The following is a 16881-nucleotide window of genomic DNA, read 5'->3' as shown; positions in this document are numbered from 1 at the left end:
GGCGGGGTTTTTGCTATCTGACGTCCAGCGGCAAGATGAATGACTGTCCACTCCACTCTCTATGAAAAGAACGCGGCTTATCGGTCAGTTTCGACTTCTTTATGGAAAAAATCCGCTCCGGCGGGGTTTTTGCTATCTGACGTCCAGCGGCAAGATGAATGACTGTCCACTCCACTCTCTATGAAAAGAACGCGGCATACCGGTCAGTTTCGACTTCTTTATGGAAAAAATCCGCTCCGGCGGGGTTTTTGCTATCCACTACACTCTCTATGAAAAGAACCCGGCATACCGATAATTAAATAAATTCTCGTTCGCAGAGAATAAAAAATGCCAAAGCGTAAAGAAATGAAAATCCCGCATAATAAAATAGACCTTATGCCAGAATAGGCGCGTGTTTAACTACCGAGGACAATTATTCATCCACATCGACGAAAAGCAACAACGTGGATAAGTTGTAAAATTATGGACAAAATGCTCGCCCCAATGATGGCAACCTCTATTTATCTCTCTGAACACTTCCACTGCTCGATCTGCGACCAGCACTGGCGTTTCGCGCTGTAGCGCCACACTCTCCTTATTTAAAAATATTCTTAAAATTTTTCACGCGTCTATTCCGCGTGATGGCTCTTTATTTCTCTTAAGGAGAGAAAATATGCGCTATTGGTTTCTGTTAGCTCTCGCTATCCTGGCTGAAATAACCGGCACGCTCTCAATGAAATGGGCTAGCGTCAATGACGACAATGCGGGTTTTATTTTTATGCTGGTGATGATCGCGCTCTCTTATATTTTCCTGTCTTTCGCCGTAAAACGTATCGCTTTAGGCGTGGCCTATGCGATGTGGGAAGGTATCGGCATTCTGTTTATCACCCTGTTCAGTGTCACGCTGTTCGATGAAACCCTATCGCTGATGAAAGTGGCTGGCTTAATCACGCTGGTGGCGGGAATTGCGCTGATCAAATCTGGCACGCTGACACGCAAGGAGCTGCACCATGGCCACGTTTAATGCGATACACGTTGCCTGGCTGGCACTGGCGATTGGGCTGGAGATCGTCGCGAATATCTTTCTCAAATACTCCGATGGTTTCCGCCGTGTAATTTACGGCGTGCTCTCACTGGTCGCGGTGCTGGGGGCATTCAGCGCCTTGTCACAGGCGGTTAAAGGGATCGAACTCTCAGTCGCTTATGCGCTGTGGGGCGGTTTTGGTCTGGTGGCAACGGTGGCAGCCGGATGGGTGCTATTTGGTCAACGTCTGAACCGTCTCGGCTGGCTTGGTGTTGGGTTGCTGATTGCGGGGATGATGTTGATCAAGTTCGCTTAAACCTGGCTTTAGCGGCACGAGCTGTCCCGGGTTGTGCACAACAGGAATGGCTAATCGGGTGTTTTTACACCTCGCATTCAATCGGTAAACCGCGCTCAACGCACTCCTTCAGGAAAAGAGTGTGTTGAGCGCAACGTGCTTAACCGCGGCCGTGTGGCTCATCCCAGTCAAACGCCGGGCCCAGCGAAATTACGCCGCTCGGGTTGATGGTCTTGTGGCTACAGTAATAGTGATGGCGAATATGCGGCAGATTCACCGTATCGGCGATGCCCGGCATCTGATAGATATCACGCAGGAAGCCGCTCAAATTGCGGTAATCACTGATGCGGTGACGATCGCATTTGAAATGGGTTACATACACTGGGTCGAAGCGGACTAAGGTGGTCCATAAACGCAAATCCGCTTCCGTCAGGCGATCGCCAGTCAGATAGCGATGCTGGCCGAGGATCTGCTCAAGTCGTGCCAGCGAATGGAACAGCGCGGTGACTGATTCATCATACGCCGCCTGCGAGGTCGCGAATCCGCTCTTATACACGCCATTGTTCACCGTGTCGTAAATCCAACCATTCAGCTCATCGATCTTATCGCGCAACGCCGGCGGATAATAATCTCCGGCGCGGGCACCCTGTGCATCAAAGGCCGTGTTAAGCATACGGATGATGTCAGCCGATTCATTACTGACGATGGTGTGCTGAGTTTTATCCCACAGCACCGGAACGGTCACGCGGCCGGTGTATTGCGGGTCGGCGTGCAGATAGAGCTGATAAAGGTATTCGTTTTGATACAGTGAGTCGCCAGTTGCGTCCGGGAAATCGTCGTCGAAGGTCCAGCCGTTTTCCAGCATCAATGGATGCACCACTGAGACGGAAATCATCTCTTCCAGCCCTTTAAGCTGGCGCATCAGCAGCGTGCGGTGTGCCCACGGACAGGCAAGAGAAACATAAAGATGATAGCGATCGCGCTCGGCAGCGAAACCCGCCTTGCCAGTTGGGCCTGCACTGCCATCTGCGGTGACCCAGTTGCGCCAGACTGCTTCTGTGCGTTTGAAGCGGCCACCGGTTGACTTCGTATCGTACCAGGTGTCATGCCAGACACCGTCAATCAGTTGTCCCATAAGCCCTCCATAAAGAAAAAGGGCGGGGAAAATCCCCGCCCCTGCAAACCAGTATATGTGTTCTGGCAGCGCTTGTGTGCTTAGCGTGCGGCTGCTGGTGCGAAACGAGCACGAATCAGACGGTCGATGCTGTAAGCACCTGGACCTACCAGACCCAGCACCAGGAAACCACCGGCGATGGACAGGTTTTTCATGAACATCAGCTGGTTAACGCCTTCAGCAAAGTTGCTGTGGAACAGGAACGCTGTCAGCAGAGTAAAGCCCGCAGTGAACAGTGCGGTGAAACGAGTCAGGAAACCGAACAGAATTGCCAGACCGCCGCCGAACTCCAGCAGAATAACCAGCGGCAATAAGAAGCCCGGGACGCCCATCGCCTGCATGTATTGTGCGGTACCGGCATAACCGGTGATTTTGCCCCAGCCCGCAGTGATGAACAGAATGGTCATTAATACACGTGCCAGCAGCAGGCCTGAGTCTTCGAATTTTTTCATCATTTACTCCAACAAGAATTAAGAAGCAGGTTGTTGGCCTGCAAGGTTTTGATCCCGCTGAATCGCGGGTCGCAATTCGTTGGGCTGATGGAGGAAGATGATAGTCGCAGGTTGCAACAGTTGTAAGCGAGTTAAACTGTCAATGTTGTTCAGGGATTTTGATAAAGAAAAACCGAATCTCTTAGATCCGGTTTCAAATGAAGGCGTTAGCGAGGTTCGAGCGTGGATTTAATCATGCGCCAGGTACTCCAAAGACCAAAACCGCGTTTTGCCCAACGCAAAATACGGTTAGGACTGCGGATTGACCAGATGGCCAGCGCGCTGCTGCCAATCGCCAGATAGCGGCGTAAGCTGAGAAACGTTAGCCAGCCGCGATCGTAGTGAGCGGTGCCATCCAGCCAGTCACGGCGCGCAGCACTGAGATCCAATCGCTGCTGCTGAACCTGATTCAACAGTTCATGAATGCGTGCTTCACGTTCACGACGGCTCATGAGCGATGCTCCTCCAGCAAGCTGCGATCGGTTTCCAGCTCCTTGCGGGTATGACGCAGCAACGTTGACTGGCGTGACTTATACAGTGTCCACACACCAAATATCAGCGCCAGCGCAAACAGCACGGCGGTGGTAATGGCAATCGCCATCAGCCGATACTGCGCATCCACCGCCCAGATGATCAGCACCATCAGGCTCATTAAACCAAAAGCGGTAAACAGCATCGTCAGTCCAACCATCATCAGCATCTGAATCAGATTGGCTTTCTCCTCCTCCAGCTCGACAATCGCCAGACGGACGCGCGTTTCCACCATCCCGACCAGGGTGGTGACGATGCGCTGACCGATGTTGAAGACCCCTTTGCCTGGGCCGTGGCTCTGACTATCGCTCATATCAACGACGTGAGATCAGGATGCCGATCAGTACACCGACAGCTGCACCGATGCCTACGCCGTGCCACGGATTATCGCGCACATACTCGTCGGCCTTTTCTGCCGCTTCACGCGTAGATTGCGCGATGCGTTCACCGGAATCGCCCAGTCGCTCACGCGAACTTTCAATGGCGCCGCGCGCTTTGCTGCGCAATTTGTCCAACTCGGTTTTCGATTTATCCGCCGAGCTGCTCAGTACTTCTTCCAGGGTGTCAGCAAGGTTTTTCAGTTCCGCACGCAGATGTTCAGATGTGGTGTCTTTAGACATGAAGTTCTCCATTACATCATCTATTTAAGTCCGATTAGTAGGGCTCAGCTTCAAGCTTTTTCAGCTCGTGCTGTGCCTCTTCCAGCTTACGTTCGCGCTTCTCAATCTTATCTTTGTCGCCATCCTGACGCTCTTCCTTCAACTCACGCTCACGTTCCGCAATTTTGTGTTTTTGCTCTGCAATGCGTTCGCTGTGGGCTGACTTCAGTCTCTCATCAGTACAATTCGCACGTACTTCAGTGAGCGCGCGCTCCAGCCCGGTCACACGGCGCTGGTTATCGTGCTGTTTAGCCATGTCGATTTCGCGCTGAATGTCGTGCTCTTTTTGCTGACACAGGGATTCTGCCGCCATCAGTGAGCCCGAGAGAGAGAACAGAATAGCACCCAGCAGTAATTGATGTTTCATCAGGTTTTACCTTCCATTGTTGATGACCTGCCGCAAACCGGGCAGGAGAAGCGTCCCAGCTTGTCTTAACTCGCGCTACCTTTAAGCATAGACAGCAGACGAAAAAATTCAACGAAGACGCGGGGATAGCGAGGATTGATTCACCGTCTGGCTTATCGCCAGACGGTGGAAATCAGCTATAAGTTGGGCGGTTGCTGTCAGGTACTTGCTGCGAAGCTTGCGGTCCGCTTGCGACGACAAAGCCCTGTGGTAGCAAGCGTTTCAGCACTTTTTGGGCGGCAAGGCTTTGTTCTTCATTTTCGAAATGAATCACCAGCGCATCGCCCGCAGGTGTAATGCTTTTGATACGCACACCTTGCGCACTCAGCTGCTGATACAGATAAAAGCCATCCGGCAAGTTGGTACCATTGTGTGCGACGCGAATCTGTACCACGGTATCGTGCTGCAACATCGAAGGTACAAAGATCACCGCCAGCAGCGCCAGCGCAGCGCCAAGTGCCCAGGGCACGAAGCGCCTGGGGAACCCACGGAATCTGATCATGGCTGTGAATTCCCGTTGCGTGAAGACTGACGTTTACGCCACAGCACCACCAGAGAGCCCACCAGACCAATCACCAGCAACACTAGCGGTAACAGCATCAGGCAGAACATCAGTTCATCTTCATAGCGGCGGAAAATCGGCGTTTTACCCAGCGCGAAGCCCAGTACCGTCAGAATCAGCACCCACAGGAAACCGCTCATCCAGTTGAAGAACTGGAAGCGTGCATTACTCAGACCAGAAAGCCCGGCAATGGTCGGCAGCAGGGTGCGCACAAAGGCAATAAATCGACCGATCAGCAAGGCCGAAAGCCCATGGCGATGGAATAAGCTATGCGCGCGTTGATGATATTGCGCCGGAAGGTGTGAGAGCCACTTCTGTACCGTAGGCGTATTCCCCAGCCATCGGCCCTGAATGTAACTTACCCAACAACCCAGACTGGCGCCGGTGGTCAAAATCAGGATGGTCAGCGGGAAACCCATGGTGCCTTTGGCAATCAAAACACCGACTAAAATCAATAGACTATCGCCGGGCAGAAACGCGGCGGGTAGCAGGCCATTCTCGAGGAACAGGATCAAGAACAGCACGCCATAAATGGCCCAAACCAGTGTCGGGTCGGAGAGCATTTCGTAATCCTGCTGCCACAGGGCATGCAGCAATGCTTTCAAAATATCCATCAATCATTCCTGAACATCATTGTTAAACGTGCCCGTAAGGGGCTGAGGCGCAGGCTGGCTTGGTTATACATTTTTGGTATGCAGCCGTTGCGGGATTTCCGGATCCATCCAGAATTGATTGTTAAATCAGCGACTTTTTAAAGCCCTGTCGCAAAGGGTAAGAAAAGGGCGATAACTGTAACAAAAATCATGCAGGTCAGACAGTGTAAAGTGGCTCTCGCACAGGAGTTTTACCTTTTGACGCAGATGCTCAAAAGGAGCTTTACATGAGCTGACACTATTGCAGATTAACTGACTTATTCGCCTGGAAATGCAGCAGAATCAATAAGAATTGTCACTACCTTCCGGCAGGATGACGGGATTTTCCGCAAACATGTAACGGTCGACATTAAATTCAAAATCGTCGGCGGTGGCGTTAAACAGCATCTGTTTAGTATTTTCCAGGTGCTGCCACATTGCCAGCTTACTGGCGGCGGGATCTTTGCGCATGAGTGCTTTCAGAATCTGGTCATGATCGTCGCACCAGCTAGTGATGTTGCGCGCATCAATATGTTCGTGCAGTTTGAGCCAATAAGGGTTGTGCAGGCGATGCAACCACATCTTCTCGACAATCGCGGCGAGCGCGCTGTTTTGCGTGGATTGCGCGATGCGGACGTGGAAATGCATATCCCATTCTGAATCACGTGAATGGTCTTCCTGGCGGGCTTTTTCCTGAATCGCCATCAACGCCATGATGTCCTGACGCGTGACCTGGGTGGCGGCAAACTCGGCCACGTTGCTTTCAATTAACTGGCGCGCCTGTAACAGCTCAAAGGGTCCGAAGCTGGCAAATTCCAGCTGGCTGGGGGTGGTCTCACGATTTTGCTGCTGATTGCTAATGACGTGGATGCCGGAGCCCTTACGTACTTCAACATATCCTTCCACTTCCAGCATAATGATGGCTTCGCGAACCACTGTGCGGCTGACCTCCATCTCCTCAGCGATCAGGCGTTCAGCAGGCAGCTTATCGCCCACGCGATAATCATCCGCCTCGATACGACGTTTGAGTTCACTGGCGAGTTGTTGGTAAAGACGACGGGATTCGTTCAGATCCATTGCGCGGTTCGCTGTGGCAGGGAAGGATGAGTTGTTATACCACTTTGACCGGGTGGAGGAAATGGGCTGACGTGCGCCAGCCCAAATAGTGGAGATTAAGTGCGGGCCGTCGCCGGTTGTGCCACGTGTTGAACGTCCAGCTCAGATACCGGCTGATTTTTCAGCACGGTCCAGATCACACAGGCACCGAGCAGGTCAAACACCGCCAGCGCGGCAAACAGCGGGCTGAAGCCCAGCGTATCAGCCAATGCACCCACCACCAGCGCAAACAGGGTGCTGGCAGTCCACGCGGCCATGCCGGTCAGGCCATTCGCCGTGGCCACTTCATTACGGCCAAATACATCCGAGGAGAGGGTGATCAACGCACCGGACAGTGCCTGATGGGCGAAGCCACCGACGCACAGCAAACCAATCGCCACATAAGGGCTGGTAAACAAGCCGATGGTGCCCGGTGCAATCATTAACACCGCGCCCATGGTGACCACCAGTTTGCGCGACACAATCAAGTTAACGCCAAACCAGCGCTGGAACAGCGGTGGCAGGTAACCGCCGACGATACAACCGAGGTCGGCAAACAGCATCGGCATCCAGGCGAACATGGCGATCTCTTTCAGGTTGAAGCCGTAGACCTTGAACATAAACAGCGGGATCCACGCGTTAAAAGTGCCCCATGCCGGTTCCGCGAGGAAACGTGGCAGGGCAATACCCCAGAACTGGCGATTACGCAGGATCTGACGGGCTGACATTTTGCTGTTATTGCCGGTCTGATGCTGTACTTCCTGACCGGAAATAATGTAGTGACGCTCTTCTTCACTGAGTTTGGTTTGCTGTTTAGGATGTTTATAAAATATTAACCAGCACAACGCCCACGCCATGCTCAGCACGCCAGTGATGATAAAGGCCAGCTGCCAGCTGTGTGCCAGAATCGCCCATACCACCAGCGGTGGCGCCAGCATCGCACCAATCGATGAACCCACGTTGAAATAGCCTACCGCGACGGAACGCTCTTTGGCCGGGAACCATTCGCTACTGGCTTTCAGGCCTGCAGGAATCATCGCCGCTTCTGCCGCGCCCACCGCGCCACGGGCCAGCGCAAAACCACCCCAGCTGCCGGCCATGGCGGTGGCGGCACAGAAGATTGCCCAAAGGATGGCAAACACGGCGTAGCCAATTTTGGTGCCCAGTAAATCAAGCACATAACCCGCCACAGGTTGCATCACGGTGTAGCACGCCGAATAAGCGGCGACGATATAGGAGTACTGTTGTGTGGTAATGCCCAGCTGCGTTTCCAGCGTCGGCGCGGCCACGGCAATGGTATTACGTGTCAGGTAACCGAGAATGGTGCCTAACGTCACCAGCCCAATCATGTACCAGCGTAGCCCTTTGATCTTACGCATCATTAACCTCTTCCAGTCTGTCGTAACACTTGCCATTAAAGGTAGGGGAGCACTTGAGTACTCCCGCTGGCGGCGATGACGAATCAGACCTGCCGCCTTGTTGTTATGAGATGTGCCATGAGGTTCGGCATCAACGAGGCGAGAGATTAACTTGTTATACAACTTTAAAAGTTGAATGCCATCACAAAAACCCTGCATGTGCTGTGTGAACCGCTAAACAGGCGTTATAACAGCAAGTTAGTGCAATATAGCTGACTATTTTGTCCATATACCCACAGGGAAACTGTCATTATTGTGAGGTCTATCGCAAACAATTTTGCCGATCGTCAAAATTGGTATGATAACTTTGAATCAGAAGCCAATTGGCCCCAAACATGAGGAAGCAGGTATGTCGCGTTTTATGAGTGAGGATTTTCTACTCGATAGCGAGTTCGCCCGTCGTCTGTACCATGACTACGCCAAAGACCAGCCGATTTTCGACTATCACTGCCATTTACCGCCGCAGCAGATTGCCGAAAATTACCGCTTCACCAATCTCTATGACATCTGGCTGAAAGGCGATCACTACAAATGGCGTGCGATGCGTGCTAATGGCGTACCCGAAGCGCTGTGCACCGGCGACGCCAGCGATCGCGATAAATTCAACGCCTGGGCGCGCACGGTGCCGCATACCATCGGCAATCCGCTGTATCACTGGACGCACCTTGAGCTGCGCCGCCCGTTTGGCATTACCGATGTATTGCTGAATGAACAGAGCGCGGACCGCATCTGGCAGCAGTGCAATGAACTGCTGGCGCAGGATGCCTTTAGCGCACGTGGCATCATGCAGCAGATGAAGGTGAAAATGGTCGGTACCACTGACGATCCGCTCGATGATCTGCAGCACCATCGCACGCTGGCGGACGATGCCAGCTTCAGCGTTAAAGTGCTGCCAAGCTGGCGGCCGGATAAAGCCTTCAACATTGAGCTGGATACCTTCCTGCCGTGGATTCAGCGTCTGGAGCAGGTCGCCGATGTCAGCGTGCAACGTTTTGATGATCTGCGCCGCGCGTTGAGCCTGCGTCTCGATCATTTTGCCGCACACGGCTGCAAAATCTCCGACCATGCGCTGGATGTGGTGCTGTTTGCCGAGGCCGATGAAAGCACGCTGGATGGTATTCTGGCGCGTCGCCTGCAAGGTACTGCACCGTCGCAAGAGGAGGTGGCACAGTTTAAAACGGCGGTGCTGGTGTGGCTGGGTAGCGAATATGCGCGTCGCGGCTGGGCGCAGCAATATCACATTGGTGCGCTGCGTAATGCTAATCGTCGGCAGTTCGATATTCTCGGCCCGGATGTGGGCTTTGACTCCATTAATGATGCGCCGATGGCGATCCCTTTGGGGCGTTTGCTGGATGCGCAGAACCGTAACAACGCACTGCCGAAAACCATTCTTTACTGCGTTAACCCACGCGACAACGAAGTGCTGGCGACCATGGCGGGCAACTTCCAGGGCGAAGGTGAGCCAGGCAAGATGCAGTTTGGTTCCGCCTGGTGGTTTAACGATCAGCTCGATGGCATGCACCGTCAGATGACGCAGCTGGCGCAGATCGGCCTGTTGAGTCGCTTTGTCGGTATGCTCACCGACAGCCGTAGTTTCCTCTCTTATACCCGCCACGAGTATTTCCGCCGTCTGCTGTGCCAGATGATCGGCAACTGGGTTGAGCGCGGTGAAGCGCCAGCCGACGAAGCACTGCTGGGACAGATGGTGCAAAACATCTGCTTCAACAACGCGCGCGATTACTTCGGCATTGAGTTGGGAGCCTGATAATGCAGCGGCTAAACCGTCACGATTTCCCCGGCGCAAGCTATAGCGAGCGCGTGATCCAGTTTGGGGAAGGCAACTTCCTGCGGGCGTTTATTGACTGGCAGCTCGACTGGCTCAATGAGCATCAGGGCACCGATGCGGGCGTGGTGGTGGTGCGGCCGCGCAATCGCGTGGTGGAAGACTCACTGAATCAGCAGGACGGTTTGTACACTACGCTGATCCGTGGATTGAATGGCGAAGGTGAGCAGGTGAGTGAAACCCGGCTGATTCGTAGCCTCAATCGCGAAATCCAGCCCTATCAGCAGTTTGAGGATTTTCTCGCACTGGCTCGTGCGCCGCAGATGCGCTATGTGTTCTCCAATACCACCGAAGCAGGCATTGCCTTTGCTGAGCAGGATCGGCTGGAGGATGCGCCAGCCTCTTCCTTCCCAGGCAAGTTGACACAGCTGCTGTGGACGCGCTTCCGCCACTTTGCCGGTGCGGCAGAGAAAGGCTGGTTGATCGTGCCGTGCGAGTTAATCGATCACAACGGCGATGCACTGCGTGAGCTGGTGCTGCGCTATATCAAGCACTGGCAGCTCCCGCCAGAATTTGCCCGCTGGGTGCTGGATCACTGTGCGTTCTATAACACGCTGGTGGATCGCATCGTTACCGGCTATCCAGCCGAGGGTACCGACATCGCTGCACAGCTGGGTTACGAGGATCGCTATCTGGTGGCAGGCGAAGTCTATTACCAGTTTGTGATTCAGGGGCCGGATGCGCTGGCGCAGGAACTGAAACTCGCCGCGCTGGCACCGGAAGTGAAGTTCGTCGATGACATCACGCCCTACAAAGCGCAGAAGGTGGCGATCCTCAACGGTGCGCACACTGCGATGGTGCCGGTGGCGTTTCAGGCCGGACTGGAGAGCGTCGGTGAAGCGATGGATGACGCCGCCATTACGGCTTATGTCGATGCGCTGTTGCGTGAGGAAGTGATCCCGACGCTGGATCTGCCTCGCGATGAACTGCACGTCTTTGCCGATGCGGTACAACGCCGCTTCCGCAATCCGTTTATCCGCCATGCGCTGCTCTCGATTGCGCTCAACGGCATGACCAAATTCCGCACCCGTTTGCTGCCGCAGCTGTTGCTGTCTCAGCAACAAACCGGCCAATGGCCACCGCGCCTGACCTTCGCCTTTGCCGCGCTACTGGCATTTTATCGCGGCGAACAGGGCGAACAGCAGTGGCCATTACAGGATGACAGCCACTGGCTACAGCAGTTCGCAGAACTGTGGCCGGCGGTAAACCAGGACACATTGACCCCGGAACAGCTGGTGCAAGCGGTACTCAGCAACAGCTCACACTGGGGCGAAGATCTCACTCAGCGGCCCGGATTAGTGGCCGCAGTCAGCCAACACCTGCAAAACATCGTTGTCCACGGGATGCGGACGGCGCTGGTACAACTGAGATAACGCTATGCAAGATGCGATAAGAATCCATTCGCGCGACAACGTGGCGGTAGCGCTGCGCGATTTACCTGCCGAAGCCAAAGTCGAAATTGATCGCCAGTTTATTACCTTGCAGCAAGAGGTTGGGCGCGGTCACAAGTTCGCGCTGACGCCGCTGGCAACGGATGCGCTGGTGATCAAATACGGCTTGCCGATTGCCCATGCCACGCGCCCGATTGCGATGGGAGAAATCATCCACTCCAGCAACGCACGCACAAATCTGAGCGATGTGGATGAGTACGACTACCAGCCGGAATTTCTCGATATCCCCGCTCAGGCCGGCGATCGCGAGGTGCAGATTTACCGCCGCGCCAGTGGTCAAGTCGGTATTCGCAATGAGCTATGGATTCTGCCAACGGTAGGCTGTGTGAACGGTATCGCCCGGCAAATTCTGTCGCGTTTTCTAAAAGAGACCAACGAAGCGGAAGGGATTGATGGTGTGCATCTGTTCAGCCACCCGTTTGGCTGTTCTCAGCTTGGTCAGGACCATGAAAACACCCGCACCATGCTGCAAAACATGGTGCGCCATCCCAATGCCGGTGCGGTGCTGGTGATTGGTCTGGGCTGCGAGAACAATCAGGTAGATGTGTTCCGCGAGACGCTCGGCGGCTTCGACAGTGAGCGCGTGCAGTTTATGGAGTGCCAGAAGCAGGACGACGAAGTCGAAGCTGGATTGGAGCGGCTGCATGCACTGTACAACGTGATGCGCGGCGATCTGCGCCAGCCGGGCAAACTCAGCGAACTGAAGTTCGGACTGGAGTGCGGCGGTTCTGATGGTTTCTCTGGCATTACCGCCAACCCGATGCTGGGCTGCTTCTCCGATCAGATGATTGCCAACGGCGGCACCACGGTGCTGACCGAAGTACCGGAAATGTTTGGCGCAGAACGCATTTTGATGAGCCGCTGTCGGGATGAAGCCACCTTTGATAAAACGGTGGCGATGATCAACGACTTCAAGCGTTACTTTATCGACCACCAGCAGCCGATCTATGAGAACCCTTCTCCGGGAAACAAGGCGGGCGGTATTACCACGCTGGAGGAGAAATCCCTTGGCTGCACGCAGAAAGCCGGGCAGAGCCAGGTGGTGGATGTACTGAAATATGGCGAGCGTCTGATCACGCCAGGCCTCAATCTGCTAAGCGCACCAGGTAATGACGCGGTGGCCACCAGCGCACTGGCAGGGGCAGGTTGTCATATGGTGTTGTTTACCACCGGACGCGGCACCCCCTATGGCGGATTCGTTCCTACCGTGAAGATTGCCACTAACTCGCAGTTGGCAGAGAAGAAGCCGCACTGGATTGATTTTAATGCCGGGCGTTTGATTGAGGGCATGAGCATGCCGGAGATGCTGGAGGATTTTGTCGATATGATTGTGGCGATTGCCAACGGTAAACCTGCGCGTAACGAAGCTAATGATTTCCGCGAGTTAGCGATATTTAAGAGCGGAGTAACGTTGTAAATCGCCAGGTGCGCATAAATGCGCACCCTACGAAAACCGTGCCAGATTGTTGTGGGGGCGGCAAATACGCACCTTACAAAACCGTGGCAGATTGTCGTAGGGGCGGCATTTATGCCGCCCTCGTCAATCTCAGCTTACTCTGCTTCAGACACCGAGCGCGGTTCGCGCTCGGCTTCGGCCTGACACACCGCCGCAGTAAACAGAATATCGGTTGAGGAGTTCAGTGCAGTCTCGGCGGAATCCTGCAATACGCTGATGATAAAGCCGATAGCCACCACCTGCATCGCCAGGTCATTCGGAATCCCGAACATGTTACAGGCGACCGGAATCAACAGCAGCGAACCGCCGGCCACACCCGAGGCGCCACAGGCACAAATCGAAGCCACAAAACTCAGCAGGATGGCTGTCGGCACATCCACGGAGATGCCCAGCGTATGCACCGCCGCCAGCGTCAGCACCGTGATGGTGGTCGACGCGCCCGCCATACTGATCGTCGCGCCAAGTGGAATGGAGACAGAATAGGTATCTTCATCAAGATTCAGGCGTTTAGCGATCGCCATATTCACTGGAATGTTTGCTGCAGAACTGCGGGTAAAGAAAGCGGTCACGCCACTTTCGCGGATGCAGGTAAACACCAGCGGGTAAGGATTACGACGAATCTTTTGGAACACCAGAATCGGATTCACAATCAACGCCATGATGGCCATGCATCCCAGCAGCAGCGCCAGCAGCGTTGCGTACTCCTCCAGCGCACCGAAGCCGGTTGAGGCCAGAATCGAAGCCACCAGACCAAAAATACCCAGCGGCGCACAGCGAATCACGCAACGCACCACCCACGTCGCCGCATGCGAAGCATCGGTAAGAAACGCCTTGCTGCTTGAGCTGGCATGGCGGAAGGCCAGACCGAGGCCGATGGCCCACACCAGAATGCCGATGTAGTTGGCGTTGAGTAACGCTTCAATCGGGTTAGCCACCATGCTCATCAACAGACCGTGCAGCACTTCGGTAATGCCAGACGGCGGTGAAATTTCGGTTGCGCCCACGTTCATTGACAGCGTTTGCGGGAACAGATGGCTCAAGGTGACCGCAACCACAGCGGCAAAGAAGGTGCTCAACAGATAGAGCATGATGATGGGACGGATGTTGGTTTTCTGCCCTTGTTGATGATTAGCAATCGACGAAATCACCAAAACCAACACCAGCAGCGGGGCCACCGCCTTCAGGGCGCGAACGAACAGTTCACCCAGCAGACCTACGGCCAGAGCGGCATCACGTGAGAACCACGCCAGCGCCACACCGGCAATCAGGCCAATCATGATTTGTTTTACCAGGCTTCCTGCGAACAGCGCGCCCAGACGTCCAATAAAGTTATTTAGCATAGTTCGGTCTTTTTATAGCGGTATGAGTGTTGTGCGCGGTTCCTCCGCGCCAAACGGTTTGCCCGGCGGAGTATAAGGAAAAGTCCTGGTGAGGAAAGAGATAATTCTGTGCGTGCGGCGCAGATCGGTTTTTTGATCTGCTGACGATGTGAAATGTGACAGAGCTATGAAAGGTGAAATTTGCAGCTGGCGAAACAAAGCAGGGGCGATTACCGCCCCTGCAGAAGATTATGGTGAGATGCGCTTCTGGTCGTTTCTGTGGTTCACCCAGGCGTTGATCAGCAGCGTACCGCCCAAAATCACGCCCACTACCGACAGTGAGATGCCCACCGGGATATGGTAGAACTCGACGATCAGCATCTTGATACCGATAAACACCAGCACAATCGCCAGGCCATATTTCAGCATCGAGAAGCGTTCTGCCACGTTCGCCAGCAGGAAGTACATGGCGCGCAGACCGAGGATCGCAAACAGGTTTGAGGTCAGGACGATGAAGGGATCGGTCGTCACCGCGAAGATCGCCGGGATACTGTCAACCGCGAAGATCACATCGCTCAGCTCCACCATGATCAGCACCAGCAGCAGCGGGGTGGCAAACAGCACACCATTTTTGCGGGTGAAGAACTTCTCGCCTTCGAGATTATCGGTCATGCGCAGATGTTTACGCAGCCAGCGCACCACCGGTTTGTCGCCGACTGCCGCGTCGTCGCCCTCTTTGGCAAACGCCATTTTCAGGCCGGTGAACAGCAGGAAAGCCCCGAACACATAGAGGATCCAGCTGAACTGCGTCACCAGATAGCTACCGGCGAAGATCATGATGGTACGCAATACGATCGCGCCCAGCACGCCATACACCAGCACGCGGCGTTGCAGGTTTGCTGGAATAGCGAAGTAGCTGAACAGCATCAGCCAGACGAAGACGTTATCCACCGCCAGCGCTTTTTCCAGCACGTAGCCGGTGAGGAAGGCGAGGGTTTGTGCGGTCGCTACTTCTCGGCCGGCGGTGCCTTCGAGGTACCACCAGAAAGCGGCGCTGAACAGCAGGGAGACGGAGATCCACACCAGCGACCAAACGGCGGCCTGCTTAAATGACATGGTTTGCGCGCCGCGACGTCCCTGTAAGAAGAGGTCGATCGCCAGCATGATGAGCACAACAACAGCGAAGCTGCCCCAGAGTAACGGTGTGCCTACAGTGTGCATAGTTGTAATCCTGTCCGGAAAATAAAAAAGCGGCTAAGTCAGAAGACGTTAGCCGCTTTGATCAAGCTGCAAGCAAACCTCGCCTTCCGGCAAGGTCTCACTTACAACTCAGAATAGATTCCGGGTTGCCTGATGACCGGATGCGTTCAGCATCGTAATGACGATCAATCAGCTTACAAGTTACTCCCCTTTGCAGTGGCCAAGATACGTCCAACCGCTGAGGTATTCAATGGGGAGTTTGAAATATTCTGCAATATTTACACTTAAGCCTGGTCTGCCGGGAATACCACGCCAGTTTGGCGGCGGATTTCCGTCAACAGTTTTGCCGTGATACGCGAGGTTTCAAGAGCCGGATGCTCGACCTGACGCTGCTCAACCAGTTGGGCAAAGGTCTCGGCTTCATACAGCATGGTGTTAATGTGCTGCGGCTGCGTCAGATTCTGACTCTCACCACCGCGCGGGATAAAGCGCAACTGCTGGCATTCAGAGATTTTCTCAATCACCAGGGAACCGGCCTCACCCTGAATTTCGCTCGGGATCAGTGAATCGCTGACCTTAGAGTGCAGCAGCGTGACATCAAAATCGCCGTAGCCTAGCACCACCACACCGTGCGCATCGACGCCACTCTCCAGCAGCGTAGCCTGCGCTTGCACCTGCTGCGGCTCACCCCACAATGTGACGGCAGCGGCCAGGCAGTAAAAGCCTATGTCCATTATCGAGCCGTTCGACCAGCGCGGATTAAAGGTATTGGGATTTTCGCCGTCAAGATAACGCTGATAGCGTGATGAATACTGGCAGTAATTGATCAACGCTTTGCGCAGCTTGCCAAGTTGCGGCAGGGTGTTCTGCAGTTGCAGGAACGTCGGCAGGCTGGCGGTTTTAAACGCTTCAAACAGCACCACCTGATGCTGGCGAGCGCAGGCAATCATCGCTTCGGCTTCACGCAGGTTTGACGCCATCGGCTTTTCGCAAATCACATGTTTGCCGTGCGACATAAACAGCATCGCTTGCTCAGCGTGGAGTGCGTTCGGGCTGGCGATGTACACCGCATCGATTTCCGGACTGGCCGCCAAATCGTCGAGTGAAGTAAAAGTGAGTTTACAGGGATAGTCAGCGATAAAGGCATCAGCTTGCGACTGCTGACGCGAATAGACACCGCTTAACTTCATTTTACCGGTCTCATGCGCGGCGTCGATAAACTGGCGGGTTATCCAGTTGGTTCCCACAATGGCAAAACGAATCACGGGCTTGCTCTCCTGCAACAGTAAAGCGGCAGAGTAGCATGTTCAGCGGGTGGTTCGTCAGACGAAATTTGATCATGCGAT

Annotated in this window: 18 protein-coding genes; 5 read left to right on the top strand and 13 right to left on the bottom strand. The window is 54.3% G+C overall.

Features of this window, described 5'->3' with window-relative positions:
- Positions 1 to 652: 652 nt before the first annotated feature.
- Together mdtJ and mdtI are read left to right on the top strand one after the other, a co-directional pair.
- On the top strand, positions 653 to 1003 hold the full coding sequence (gene mdtJ, locus ACCW76_RS04635) for a multidrug/spermidine efflux SMR transporter subunit MdtJ (protein WP_038644517.1): 351 nt from the start codon (positions 653 to 655) through the stop codon (positions 1001 to 1003).
- The gene (gene mdtI / locus ACCW76_RS04630; protein ID WP_436337892.1) at positions 990 to 1319 is read left to right on the top strand and encodes a multidrug/spermidine efflux SMR transporter subunit MdtI; all 330 of its coding nucleotides are present in this window, start codon (positions 990 to 992) and stop codon (positions 1317 to 1319) included. Before mdtJ ends, mdtI begins: the two co-directional genes overlap by 14 nt.
- Positions 1320 to 1458: 139 nt before the next feature.
- Here the strand turns inward: mdtI and ACCW76_RS04625 are convergent, their stop codons facing one another.
- The 10 genes from ACCW76_RS04625 to ACCW76_RS04580 all read right to left on the bottom strand — a co-directional run bounded on the left by ACCW76_RS04625 (position 1459) and on the right by ACCW76_RS04580 (position 8227).
- A complete protein-coding gene (locus ACCW76_RS04625; RefSeq protein ID WP_436337891.1) occupies positions 1459 to 2433 on the bottom strand; it encodes a glutathione S-transferase family protein in 975 nt (324 codons plus the stop codon).
- An 80-nt stretch (positions 2434 to 2513) separates the two neighbouring features.
- Complete coding sequence (locus tag ACCW76_RS04620; RefSeq protein WP_034829198.1) at positions 2514 to 2924, bottom strand: DoxX family protein; 411 nt, start codon at positions 2922 to 2924, stop codon at positions 2514 to 2516.
- A gap of 206 nt (positions 2925 to 3130) precedes the next feature.
- The gene (locus tag ACCW76_RS04615; protein ID WP_038644523.1) at positions 3131 to 3415 is read right to left on the bottom strand and encodes a YqjK-like family protein; all 285 of its coding nucleotides are present in this window, start codon (positions 3413 to 3415) and stop codon (positions 3131 to 3133) included.
- Positions 3412 to 3807, bottom strand: a complete 396-nt coding sequence (locus ACCW76_RS04610) for a phage holin family protein (protein ID WP_034829196.1) — start codon at positions 3805 to 3807, stop codon at positions 3412 to 3414. The genes ACCW76_RS04615 and ACCW76_RS04610 overlap by 4 nt, the downstream gene beginning before the upstream one ends.
- 1 nt (position 3808) lies before the next feature.
- Complete coding sequence (locus ACCW76_RS04605; RefSeq protein WP_034829194.1) at positions 3809 to 4114, bottom strand: DUF883 family protein; 306 nt, start codon at positions 4112 to 4114, stop codon at positions 3809 to 3811.
- 34 nt (positions 4115 to 4148) lie between these two features.
- Complete coding sequence (locus ACCW76_RS04600; RefSeq protein WP_034829192.1) at positions 4149 to 4520, bottom strand: DUF1090 domain-containing protein; 372 nt, start codon at positions 4518 to 4520, stop codon at positions 4149 to 4151.
- A 172-nt stretch (positions 4521 to 4692) separates the two neighbouring features.
- Complete coding sequence (mzrA, locus tag ACCW76_RS04595; protein WP_045814841.1) at positions 4693 to 5061, bottom strand: EnvZ/OmpR regulon moderator MzrA; 369 nt, start codon at positions 5059 to 5061, stop codon at positions 4693 to 4695.
- On the bottom strand, positions 5058 to 5735 hold the full coding sequence (locus ACCW76_RS04590) for a DedA family protein (protein WP_034829190.1): 678 nt from the start codon (positions 5733 to 5735) through the stop codon (positions 5058 to 5060). The genes mzrA and ACCW76_RS04590 overlap by 4 nt, the downstream gene beginning before the upstream one ends.
- 321 nt (positions 5736 to 6056) lie before the next feature.
- Complete coding sequence (gene exuR, locus ACCW76_RS04585) at positions 6057 to 6830, bottom strand: transcriptional regulator ExuR (protein ID WP_045814840.1); 774 nt, start codon at positions 6828 to 6830, stop codon at positions 6057 to 6059.
- Between the two features lie 95 nt (positions 6831 to 6925).
- Positions 6926 to 8227, bottom strand: a complete 1302-nt coding sequence (locus ACCW76_RS04580; RefSeq protein ID WP_038649846.1) for an MFS transporter — start codon at positions 8225 to 8227, stop codon at positions 6926 to 6928.
- 388 nt (positions 8228 to 8615) lie between these two features.
- Between ACCW76_RS04580 and uxaC the strand changes: the two genes are divergently transcribed.
- The 3 genes from uxaC to ACCW76_RS04565 are packed head-to-tail and all read left to right on the top strand — an operon-like array spanning position 8616 to position 12977.
- Positions 8616 to 10031, top strand: coding sequence for a glucuronate isomerase (uxaC, locus tag ACCW76_RS04575; protein WP_045832876.1), 1416 nt, complete (start codon positions 8616 to 8618; stop codon positions 10029 to 10031).
- A 2-nt stretch (positions 10032 to 10033) separates the two neighbouring features.
- A complete protein-coding gene (locus ACCW76_RS04570; RefSeq protein WP_436337890.1) occupies positions 10034 to 11482 on the top strand; it encodes a tagaturonate reductase in 1449 nt (482 codons plus the stop codon).
- A gap of 4 nt (positions 11483 to 11486) precedes the next feature.
- On the top strand, positions 11487 to 12977 hold the full coding sequence (locus ACCW76_RS04565; RefSeq protein ID WP_436337889.1) for a UxaA family hydrolase: 1491 nt from the start codon (positions 11487 to 11489) through the stop codon (positions 12975 to 12977).
- A gap of 134 nt (positions 12978 to 13111) precedes the next feature.
- Here ACCW76_RS04565 and sstT read toward each other — a convergent pair whose 3' ends face one another.
- The 3 genes from sstT to ACCW76_RS04550 form a co-directional block, all read right to left on the bottom strand.
- Positions 13112 to 14356 (bottom strand): serine/threonine transporter SstT, encoded by a 1245-nt coding sequence (sstT, locus tag ACCW76_RS04560; protein WP_436337888.1) that lies wholly within the window; start codon positions 14354 to 14356, stop codon positions 13112 to 13114.
- A 228-nt stretch (positions 14357 to 14584) separates the two neighbouring features.
- A complete protein-coding gene (locus tag ACCW76_RS04555; RefSeq protein WP_045831851.1) occupies positions 14585 to 15556 on the bottom strand; it encodes a TerC family protein in 972 nt (323 codons plus the stop codon).
- 263 nt (positions 15557 to 15819) lie between these two features.
- A complete protein-coding gene (locus ACCW76_RS04550; protein ID WP_200536607.1) occupies positions 15820 to 16800 on the bottom strand; it encodes a Gfo/Idh/MocA family protein in 981 nt (326 codons plus the stop codon).
- Positions 16801 to 16881: the final 81 nt, after the last annotated feature.

This window comes from Pantoea sp. C8B4 (assembly GCF_051336905.1).
Lineage (GTDB): Bacteria > Pseudomonadota > Gammaproteobacteria > Enterobacterales > Enterobacteriaceae > Pantoea > Pantoea rwandensis_B.
Note: the sequence above shows the minus strand (reverse complement) of the source record. Positions and strands in the feature narration are given on the sequence as shown.

Bases quoted from the DNA above. Each gene is read 5' to 3' on its own strand.
- mdtJ (WP_038644517.1), top strand. From the start codon at position 653: ATGCGCTATTGGTTTCTGTTAGCTCTCGCTATCCTGGCTGAAATAACC.
- mdtI (WP_436337892.1), top strand. From the start codon at position 990: ATGGCCACGTTTAATGCGATACACGTTGCCTGGCTGGCACTGGCGATT.
- ACCW76_RS04625 (WP_436337891.1), bottom strand. From the start codon at position 2,433: ATGGGACAACTGATTGACGGTGTCTGGCATGACACCTGGTACGATACG.
- ACCW76_RS04620 (WP_034829198.1), bottom strand. From the start codon at position 2,924: ATGAAAAAATTCGAAGACTCAGGCCTGCTGCTGGCACGTGTATTAATG.
- ACCW76_RS04615 (WP_038644523.1), bottom strand. From the start codon at position 3,415: ATGAGCCGTCGTGAACGTGAAGCACGCATTCATGAACTGTTGAATCAG.
- ACCW76_RS04610 (WP_034829196.1), bottom strand. From the start codon at position 3,807: ATGAGCGATAGTCAGAGCCACGGCCCAGGCAAAGGGGTCTTCAACATC.
- ACCW76_RS04605 (WP_034829194.1), bottom strand. From the start codon at position 4,114: ATGTCTAAAGACACCACATCTGAACATCTGCGTGCGGAACTGAAAAAC.
- ACCW76_RS04600 (WP_034829192.1), bottom strand. From the start codon at position 4,520: ATGAAACATCAATTACTGCTGGGTGCTATTCTGTTCTCTCTCTCGGGC.
- mzrA (WP_045814841.1), bottom strand. From the start codon at position 5,061: ATGATCAGATTCCGTGGGTTCCCCAGGCGCTTCGTGCCCTGGGCACTT.
- ACCW76_RS04590 (WP_034829190.1), bottom strand. From the start codon at position 5,735: ATGGATATTTTGAAAGCATTGCTGCATGCCCTGTGGCAGCAGGATTAC.
- exuR (WP_045814840.1), bottom strand. From the start codon at position 6,830: ATGGATCTGAACGAATCCCGTCGTCTTTACCAACAACTCGCCAGTGAA.
- ACCW76_RS04580 (WP_038649846.1), bottom strand. From the start codon at position 8,227: ATGCGTAAGATCAAAGGGCTACGCTGGTACATGATTGGGCTGGTGACG.
- uxaC (WP_045832876.1), top strand. From the start codon at position 8,616: ATGTCGCGTTTTATGAGTGAGGATTTTCTACTCGATAGCGAGTTCGCC.
- ACCW76_RS04570 (WP_436337890.1), top strand. From the start codon at position 10,034: ATGCAGCGGCTAAACCGTCACGATTTCCCCGGCGCAAGCTATAGCGAG.
- ACCW76_RS04565 (WP_436337889.1), top strand. From the start codon at position 11,487: ATGCAAGATGCGATAAGAATCCATTCGCGCGACAACGTGGCGGTAGCG.
- sstT (WP_436337888.1), bottom strand. From the start codon at position 14,356: ATGCTAAATAACTTTATTGGACGTCTGGGCGCGCTGTTCGCAGGAAGC.
- ACCW76_RS04555 (WP_045831851.1), bottom strand. From the start codon at position 15,556: ATGCACACTGTAGGCACACCGTTACTCTGGGGCAGCTTCGCTGTTGTT.